At 68.2% G+C, this 8,464-nt stretch carries 7 protein-coding genes; 4 read left to right on the forward strand and 3 right to left on the reverse strand.

Features of this window, described 5'->3' with window-relative positions:
* The first annotated feature begins 16 nt into the window (after nucleotides 1–16).
* A complete protein-coding gene (locus tag D7V80_RS38850; RefSeq protein ID WP_199738971.1) occupies nucleotides 17–1,093 on the forward strand; it encodes a lysylphosphatidylglycerol synthase domain-containing protein in 1,077 nt (358 codons plus the stop codon).
* Here D7V80_RS38850 and D7V80_RS38855 read toward each other — a convergent pair.
* On the reverse strand, nucleotides 1,090–1,908 hold the full coding sequence (locus D7V80_RS38855; protein ID WP_233586055.1) for a LysR substrate-binding domain-containing protein: 819 nt from the start codon (nucleotides 1,906–1,908) through the stop codon (nucleotides 1,090–1,092). The genes D7V80_RS38850 and D7V80_RS38855 overlap by 4 nt on opposite strands.
* Nucleotides 1,909–1,968: 60 nt before the next feature.
* On the opposite strand from D7V80_RS38855, the gene D7V80_RS38860 reads away from it, so the two are divergent.
* Both D7V80_RS38860 and D7V80_RS38865 read left to right on the forward strand, forming a co-directional pair.
* On the forward strand, nucleotides 1,969–2,697 hold the full coding sequence (locus D7V80_RS38860; RefSeq protein WP_370452611.1) for an SDR family NAD(P)-dependent oxidoreductase: 729 nt from the start codon (nucleotides 1,969–1,971) through the stop codon (nucleotides 2,695–2,697).
* A 44-nt stretch (nucleotides 2,698–2,741) separates the two neighbouring features.
* The gene (locus tag D7V80_RS38865; protein ID WP_120592850.1) at nucleotides 2,742–3,722 is read left to right on the forward strand and encodes a homocysteine S-methyltransferase family protein; all 981 of its coding nucleotides are present in this window, start codon (nucleotides 2,742–2,744) and stop codon (nucleotides 3,720–3,722) included.
* A 760-nt stretch (nucleotides 3,723–4,482) separates the two neighbouring features.
* Here D7V80_RS38865 and D7V80_RS38870 read toward each other — a convergent pair.
* Nucleotides 4,483–6,648, reverse strand: a complete 2,166-nt coding sequence (locus D7V80_RS38870) for a molybdopterin oxidoreductase family protein (protein WP_120592851.1) — start codon at nucleotides 6,646–6,648, stop codon at nucleotides 4,483–4,485.
* 64 nt (nucleotides 6,649–6,712) lie between these two features.
* Between D7V80_RS38870 and D7V80_RS38875 the strand changes: the two genes are divergently transcribed.
* Nucleotides 6,713–7,348, forward strand: coding sequence for a hypothetical protein (locus D7V80_RS38875; RefSeq protein ID WP_147447364.1), 636 nt, complete (start codon nucleotides 6,713–6,715; stop codon nucleotides 7,346–7,348).
* 60 nt (nucleotides 7,349–7,408) lie between these two features.
* Here the strand turns inward: D7V80_RS38875 and D7V80_RS38880 are convergent.
* Nucleotides 7,409–8,464 (reverse strand): hypothetical protein (locus D7V80_RS38880; protein WP_233586057.1); only part of this gene is annotated, 1,056 nt, incomplete at its 5' end.

The raw sequence follows: 8,464 nt of genomic DNA on the forward strand, positions 1-8,464 counted from the left end.
GGCGAGGAGGTCGAGTGTGAGCAACGTGCACCACGAAGGGGCCCTGGCCGGGCCGGGGGCCGCCGCTGGGGAGGGGCTTTCCGCCTCACCGTGCGTCTGGAGACGCAGGCTGCTGACGGTCCTCAAGCCGGTGTTCGCGATGGGCGGCCTGGGGATGTTGGGGGCCCTGGTGCACAAGGCAGGCGCGAGCGAACTGAAGACCACGCTCCTGGACGCGCTGCCGCTGCTCCCCTGGGTGGTGTTCATCGAAATGGGACGGCAGGCGTGCGACGCCACGGCGACGCGACTGTCCTATGGCGCGCGTGCACGGCAGGTGCCGTTGTCGGTGTTGGTACGAGCGCAGCTGATTGGAACCGCGGTGTCGAGCATGGCGCCCGCGGGCCGAGCGGCGGCGGAGGCGACGAAGGCCACGCTGCTGACGCCATACACGGGAGGCGCATCCGCGACGGCGGCAGCGGCCACGTCGCAGTCCGCGTCGCTGGGAGCCGGAGGGCTCATCTCCTTTCCGTGCGCGCTGGCGGCCTATCTGATGACGGGCTGGAGCGCGTTCACGGTGGCGATGCTGGTGCACGGCGTCGTGTTGCTGCTCGCGTCGCTGGGCGTGCGCGCGGGACTGCGGGCGAAGCGGCTGGGCGCCTGGATGCGCAGGCGGTGCGGCAAGTGGGGCGAGCACGCGGAGGCGTTCCAGGCATCGGTGTGCGCCGGAGGGCTGTGTCCGTGGCGGCCGATGATGGCGTTCCTGGGCAGCCGGGTGTTGCAGGTGATGCAGTACGCGGTGCTGGCGCACGCGGTGGGGATCGACACGACGTTGGTGCAGGCGCTGTTCACGCAGGGGCTCTACCTGGTGGCGCTGGCGATGGGCTCACTGGTGCCGGGGCAGGTGGGCGTGACGGACGGCATGTTCTCGCTGGCGGCCGGAGCAATGGGAACGACGGCCGCGAAGGCGATGTCCATCGCGTTGCTCGCGCACACGGTGCAGGCGGTGTTCGTGCTGGTGGGAGCGCTCACGCCGCTGGTGTGGCGCGCGAAGGCGAAGGTGGCCGCCGCCGCGCCGGTGGTGCCGCCCGTGCTGCCCGCGCCGGTGTACCGCTAGGTCCTGTCCGTCAGGGCCTGGCGCGCGGACGCCTCGCGAACGAGCCAGTCGCGAAACGCCACCAGCTTCGGGAGCGTGGCGCACTCGGGTCTGTAGACGACGTAGTAGGCGAGCACGGAGGGGAACTCGACCTCCGGGAACAGGCGCACCAGCCGTCCGGCCGCGAGGTCGTCATGCGCCATGATGCTGCGGGCCAGCGCCACTCCCTGCCCAACGATGGCCGCCTGCAACACCGTGGCGGAGTTGTTGATGCGCAGGCCTCGCTTTGTCTCGACGTCCTTCGCGCCCGCCTTCTCGAGCCATGCATCCCACGTGGCGAATCCCAGGCGCGCATCCACGGACCGGTCATGGATGCGCCGGAGGCCGCGCAGGTCCGACGGCCGGCGCGGACGGCGGGTCTGCCGAAAGAGCGCCGGTGAGCAGACGGGATGGACCTCCTCGCCGAGAAGCTTTTCAGCGACCAGCCCGGGCCAGCTCCCAGCTCCGTAGCGCACGCCGACATCCACCCCGCGCGCGGCGAAGTCGAGCAGCTCGGTGGACGCATCGAGCCGCACGTCCGGCTCCGGCCATGCGGCCTGGAACCGCTCGAGGCGTGGCAGGAGCCACTTGGCCGCGAAGGCAGGGCTGCCCGTCACGGTCAGCACACCGGCCGACGAGTTCTCCTTCAGCCGCGCGACGCCGACGCTCAGCCGCTCGAAGCCCGCGCGGATGTCTGGCAGCGCCCGCTGGGCCGCTTCAGTGAGGACGAGCCGCTTCCGTCCGCTCGTGCCCCGGTGGAACAGCGGCGTGCCGAGCGCCTCCTCGAGGCTTCGCACGAGCTGCCCGACCGCCGCCGGGGTCACGTGAAGCTCGGCGTCGTGGGCGGTACCAGCGGCATGGGAAAGGCCGTGGCCCAATTCGTCCTCGCGGAGGGCGGGCGAGCTGTTGTCATCGGGCATCGAGACGACAAGCTCCAGGCCGCCGTCACGGAGTTGGCCGCGTTCGGTCCCGTGGACGGCCTCCGCGCGGACATCACCTCAAGTGCCGAGAGACAGGCGCTGTTGACCCAACTTCAAAGGGACCACGCCGACGCGACGCTGCTGGTCAACGCAGCGGGCGTCTTCCTGCCGAAGGCCTTCCTGGAGCACGAGGAGCGCGATTACGACCTGTACCTCGACCTCAACAAGGCGGTCTTCTTCTTCACGCAGGCCGTCGTGAAATCCATGGTCGCCATGGGCAAGGGGGGCGCGATCGTCAACATCGGCTCGATGTGGGCCCGGCAGGCCATCCAGGCCACTCCCTCCTCGGCCTATTCGATGGCCAAGGCAGGACTTCATTCACTGACGCAGCACCTGGCGATGGAGTTGGCCAGCCATGGCATCCGCGTCAACGCGGTTTCGCCAGCGGTCGTCGAAACCCCCATCTACGAGGGCTTCATCCCGAAGGAGCAGGTGCACGGTACGCTCCAGGGGTTCAATGGCTTCCATCCGATGGGCCGCGTGGGTCGTGCGGAGGAGGTTGCACGGACCATTGCCCATCTGTTGTCGAACGAGGCTTCATGGGTCACCGGAGCCATCTGGGATGTCGACGGCGGAGTCATGGCAGGACGCAACCAGTACAACTGAGAGGCGAGGTTTCCGATGATGCCGACGATGGCGGGAGCGCGCTGATGGGTGGCCTGGCGAACCACGCAGCTTTTCTTCGAGCCTTGCACGAGGCCCTGCGGGTGCTCACCGAGGGCTCCGTGGTCGAGCGCCTGCGCCGCCACCCCGCGGGACTGCTGGACCCGCACGTGGCCAACGCGGGTCTCCTCTTCAATCCGGAGGGACGCGAGGCGCTCGCCGGTATCTACCGCGACTACCGTGACATCGGCCTGCGCCACGGCCTGCCCACGCTCCTCCTCACGCCCACCTGGCGCGCGAACGCGGAACGGCTCGCGCGAGCGGGCCTTGCTGGCCGAGACGTTTTCGGTGAGGCGGTGGGGCTGTTGGCAGGCCTGCGCGATGAGGTCGGCGGCCGGGGGGAGGGCGTGTTCATCGGAGGGCTCGTCGGGTGTCGCGGGGATGCCTACCGGCCCGAGGAAGCACTCCCACGCGAGGAGGCCGCGGCCTTCCACGCACCGCACGTGGAGGCGCTCGCGCGCGCCGGGGTGGACTTCCTCGTGGCCCAGGCGCTGCCGGCGCTCTCGGAGGCCGAAGGCCTCGCCCTGGCGATGGCGCGCACGAGGGCGCCGTTCCTGCTGAGCTTCATCCTCCGTCCCACCGGCACGCTGCTCGACGGAACCCCGCTGGCCGAGGCCGTGGCGCGCATCGACGCCCTGCCCGGCGCGCGCCCGACCGCGTACATGGTGAATTGCGTCCACCCCTCCATCTTCCGCGAGGGCCTGTCGCGCCAGCTGGCCGCCTCACCCGCCCTCGGCGCGCGGGTGGTGGGCCTGCAGGCCAATACCTCTCGCCTCTCGCCCGAGGAACTCGAAGGGCGCGCGGAGCTCGACAGCGAGACCCCGGACGCTTTCGCAAGGGAGATGGCGCGCGTCCATGTGGAGTGCGGCACGCGCCTGCTCGGAGGGTGTTGCGGCACCGACGAACGGCACATCGCCGCGCTCGCCAGCGCCCTGACAGAAGGGACGCCGGGAGAGCGGCACCCGTGACAACAAGCTCGCCGTGAACTCCCTGGCCCTGATGCAAGCGAAGGTCCACTGCATCCGTCAGGCTGTTCCCATGCCCTCGGGCCTGGAGTCTCCATGAGAAGGTGAGAGTTCCCGCAGGGGCACCCTGGCGGCGGCGACCTCCAGAAACCTGTCGGACAGTCGGACAGGTTCCGGAGGACCGTAGCCGGGCCACCCCTTCAGCCGAGCGGCGAAAACCTGTCGGACAGTCGGACAGGTTCTGGAGAACCGTAGCCAGACCACCCCTTCAGCCGAGCGGCGAAAACCTGTCGGACAGTCGGACAGGTTCTGGATGGCCGCCGCCGGGCCGCCACTTCAGCCAGGTGGCGGAGACCTGTCCGACAGTCGGACAGGTTCTGGAGAACCGTTGCCGAGGACTCGGCTCCATCCAGAGTGCGGATACCAGTCCGACTGCCGGACAGGTTTCGGGGAATCGCGGCCGGGGCTGCCGCCCTATTCAGGCGGCGAAAACCAGTCCGACAGTCGGACAGGTTTTGGAGAACCGTGACCGGAGCCCCGCCTCAACTGAGCAGTGGAGGCTTGTCCGACAGTCGGACAGGTTCTGGTGAACCGTTGCCGGGGGCGGCGTTCCAGCCGGACGGCGGAATCCTGTCGGACAGGTCTTGGCGAACCGTGGCCGGAGGGCCTTCTCCCCATCCGGGCGGATGAACTTGTCCGACAGTCGGACAGGTTTCGAGGAACCGCGTCAGACCGGCGGTGTACACCCCGGACGTTCGGAGGCTCAGGCCGGTCGGACCTGGACCGGTGTTCCGCTGAACGCGGCGTTGCCGCTGACGACGTCCAGCGCCTGATCATCCGTGAGGTCGTTGATGCTGGCGCCCGCATGCGCGCTGGCGACCTGCTGTCGGATGCCTGGGCGCTGGTGGCCGTAACCGTGCGGCAGGCTGACTACGCCAGGCATCACGTCGGCGGTGACGGCGACGGGCACGGTGATCTCTCCCACGCGCGAGCGGATGGTGGCGTTGGCGCCATCCGCGAGCCCTATGCGTGAGGCGTCGTCCGGGTGGACCATGAGCGTGCAGCGGGGACGGCCCTTCATGAGCCCCGGCGCGTTGTGCATCCACGAGTTGTTATCGCGCAGATGCCGCCGGCCAATCAGCAGCAGTTCGCCTTCGCGAGGTGCCGCGTCGTCCGGGAACGCTGCGCGAAGCCGGGCCACGTCCGCGACGAGCAACTCCGGCGCCAATTGGATGCGCTTGGCGCGGTTGCGGAGCCGGCCGGGCAGGCTGGGCTTCATCGGTCCCAGGTCGATTCCATGCGGAGCGGCGCGAAGCTTCGCGAGCGACAGGCCGTGCTTCTTGAGCGGATGGAAGCGCGAGCCATAAGGCCCCATGCGAAGGCCCAGGTCGAGGATGCGCTCTGGCCCCATGCGCTTGAGGGCCTGGTACTGGAGCAGCGCGCGAACGCTCCGCCCCTTGCGCAGGGTCTCCAGCCGGTGCTGGAGCTCCAGGAGGATCTCCCAGTCCTGACGCGAGTCCGGACCGGCCGGGAACACCGGCGGCGAATACTTCGCCGTGTTGCGCACGGCGAGTACATGGAAGACGAGGTCGTAGTGCCCGCGCTCCAGCAGGGACGTGGGCGGCAGGATGTAGTGCGCGTGGCGAGTGGTCTCGTTGAGGTACGGATCCACGCTCACCATGAAGTCGAGCTGTCCCAGCGCGGTGTCCAGTTGCGTGCCATTGGGCGTGGACAGCACGGGATTGCCGGCCAGGGTGATGAGCGCTCGGATGCGGCCCTCGCCCGGGGTGAGGATCTCCTCCGCGAGCGCGGCGACGGGAAGCTCTCCAGAGGACTCCGGCAGGCCTCGCACCCGGCTCTTCCAGCGGCCATGGCTGCCAGGACTGACGCCGAACGCGCGAGGCCCGCCAATGAGGTCGAAGGCAGGAAGGGTGAAGAGCGCGCCGCCCTCACGGTCCAGGTTGCCGGTGACGATGTTGAGGACGTTGATGAGCCATTGGCAGAGCGAACCGAACGGCTGCGTGGACACACCGACGCGCCCGTAACAGACGGCCCCGTCCGCGGCGAGGAAGTCCCGGGCGATGCCGCGAAGCACATCCGGCGCGATGCCCGTGTGAGGCGCCGTGCGCTCCGGAGGGAAGTCGCGGACGAGCGGCAGCACGGTGTCCAGCCCGTCCACGAACGCCGCGAGCCGGCCCATGCGGTGCGCGTTTCCCTCCAGCACGACCTGCAGCAGGGAGAAGAGGGCGAGCGCATCGGTGCCGGGCCGGACGAAGATGTGCTGGTCGGCGATGCCCGCGGTCTCCGTGCGGCGGGGATCGATGACGACGACCTTGCCGCCACGCTCCTGGATGGCACGCAGCCGGGCGCGCACGTCCGGTGTCGTCATCAGGCTGCCATTGGACGCGAGCGGGTTCGCGCCCAGCATGAGCATGTACCGCGTGCGGTCGATGTCCGGGATGGGCACCAGCAGCTGATGCCCGAACATGAGGTGGGCCGCGAGCTGATGGGGGAGCTGGTCGACGGAGGTGGCGGAGAACCGGTTGCGTGTGCGCAGCGCGCGAAGGAGCTGGGGGCCGAACATCATCGCGCCCAGGTTGTGGACGTTGGGGTTGCCCAGGTACGCGCCCACGGCGTTCGGCCCATGCTCCTTCTGGATGGAATGGAGCCGCTGCGTGATGTCGCGGAACGCGTCCTCCCAGGACACACGCTCCCAGCCGGAAGCGGTGCGCCTCATGGGGTGGCGGAGCCGGTCCGGGTCCTCGTGCAGGTCGCGGAGCGCCACGGCCTTGGGACAGATGTGCCCCCGGCTGAATGGATCCTCCGAATCGCCCTTGATGGACGTGATGCGCCCGTCCGCCACTTCGATGCGCACGCCACACATGGCTTCACAGAGATTGCAGGTGCGGAAGTGGACGGAAGCGCTCATGGACAGGGAGCCTACGCCGGCTCTTCCCCGTGTGGGGCCGTTGGGTGACAGACTGTTCCCCACGATGGCTTTCCTGAACGTGCCGGTCCACGACGCCGAGGTCACGGGCGTACGGATGGATCGGGAGAAGATGTTCCTGCAGTTGGAACTGGTCCTGCCCACCCGCGAAACCGTCTGGTTGGACTTCCAGGGTGCGGAGGGATGGTCCCTTGAGAGGCTCGGGACGCAGAACGTGCTCTTCGACATCCGCGAATGGCGAGCAGGGATGGACGGAGCCGCCGAGAGCTGCGCGCAGTGGGCATTGGATGCCGGTTGGACGCAGAAGGTCCTCGCGGGTGAACTCGCCCTGTACGAGTTCGAGCCGTCCGTGGGGATGGGGGGCTACGTCGTGGCCCGCGCCGCGACGATGGCGCGCACCTGGGAAGAGAGCTCCCTGCAAGGCGTCTCCATCGAACTCGACTTCCTCCTCAAACCCGGTTGGAAGCGGACGATGGAGGACGGCGGGAACCACGTTGTCACCGGCCCCGCGGGGCCTGAGTTCGTCTCGGAGATCTGGCGCATTGCCCAGTTCATCACGTACGGCGATTACATGAGCCTGGAGAAACTGGATGAGGCGGGGCACGTCTACCGGTTGATGTCTCGCGCACGCAAACACATTGCGTTCCAGGTGACCTTCCGTGCGGTGGCTCAGGGCGGATGACAGGTGCTGGATGGGATGGCCATGGCTCGGAACCCGAAGACGAAGTATCAGGAGGAGCGGCTACTTCCATTCCTTCAGCCAGTAATGCACCGGGGCGCCGCCATAGGTGCCCTGTGCCTCCAATGGCTGGTGGCGGAGCCAGATGGGCGCATCCTCCAGTTGCCATGGGTCCTCCGCGTAGGTGCTGGTGAGATCGGAAGGCACATGCCCTCCATCCTCGCTGCGAAGGCTGCGTTGAAAGACCCGAACCAGGGTGTTGCCGACTTGAAGGTCCTGGCGCGCGTCGGAGTCAGCCTGGGGGTGGTAGGGGCCCTCGCTCTCTTCCGCCAGCGCGATCATGACTTCCAGCAGGGTCCCCTCCCATTCGTAATAGCGAGACAGCGGGGGGGCGAGATGTGACTCGACTTGATGGACATGGCGCACGCGCGAATCTCCTGTCGTCCAGAGATGGGTGACGCGTGCCCCGTCGGCCTGCTCATAGACAGCGGATTGGGTGGACCGGAGTGCGATGAGTCCACTCGTGGGTTCAACGGGTCTTTGCCCCATGTTCAGGAGCTTGATCCGCAAGGAGGGTTGCTCCTTGGCCATGAAGCGCTCTTCCAGGAAGAATGCTCCACCCGCGAACAGGATGCGGGGATCCTTTGCCTGAATGCACCCCCGCGCTTCGTCGCCGGGCCGGATGTAATAGGCATACTCCTGGCATTCGAAGGTCTTGCCGTTGACTTCGAGCCTCATGGGCGTGGACGTCCGCGACCGGAAGTTCCATCCGGCGTCCCGAGGACGGGGTTCGTCGGTGGCCACCCGGGTGTCGATGGGGTGGTTCTGCATTTCACCGGTCAGGGGCTGGCGTTTCATGACGAAGATCAGCGGCCGTTCGTAGAGTGCCTGCCACCGCTTCTCGAGCCGGGCCCTGCGCTGCATTCGCGCCTCGACCCAGCGCTCCGACGACGTTTCCCGAAGGACCGTGAACGTCACGCGAAGGTTCTTCAAGCGGAGCGTGTCGATGCGGTACTCGAGGAACGTCCCCGGAGGCAGGGACGTGGGCATGGGCTCCACGGTGCAGGACGGACAGCGCCGGCCCACCCCCTCGTAGTTCGCCCCCGCGCAGCCCAGCAG

The organism is Corallococcus sp. CA054B (assembly GCF_003611625.1).
In the GTDB taxonomy this organism is placed as follows: Bacteria; Myxococcota; Myxococcia; order Myxococcales; family Myxococcaceae; genus Corallococcus; species Corallococcus coralloides.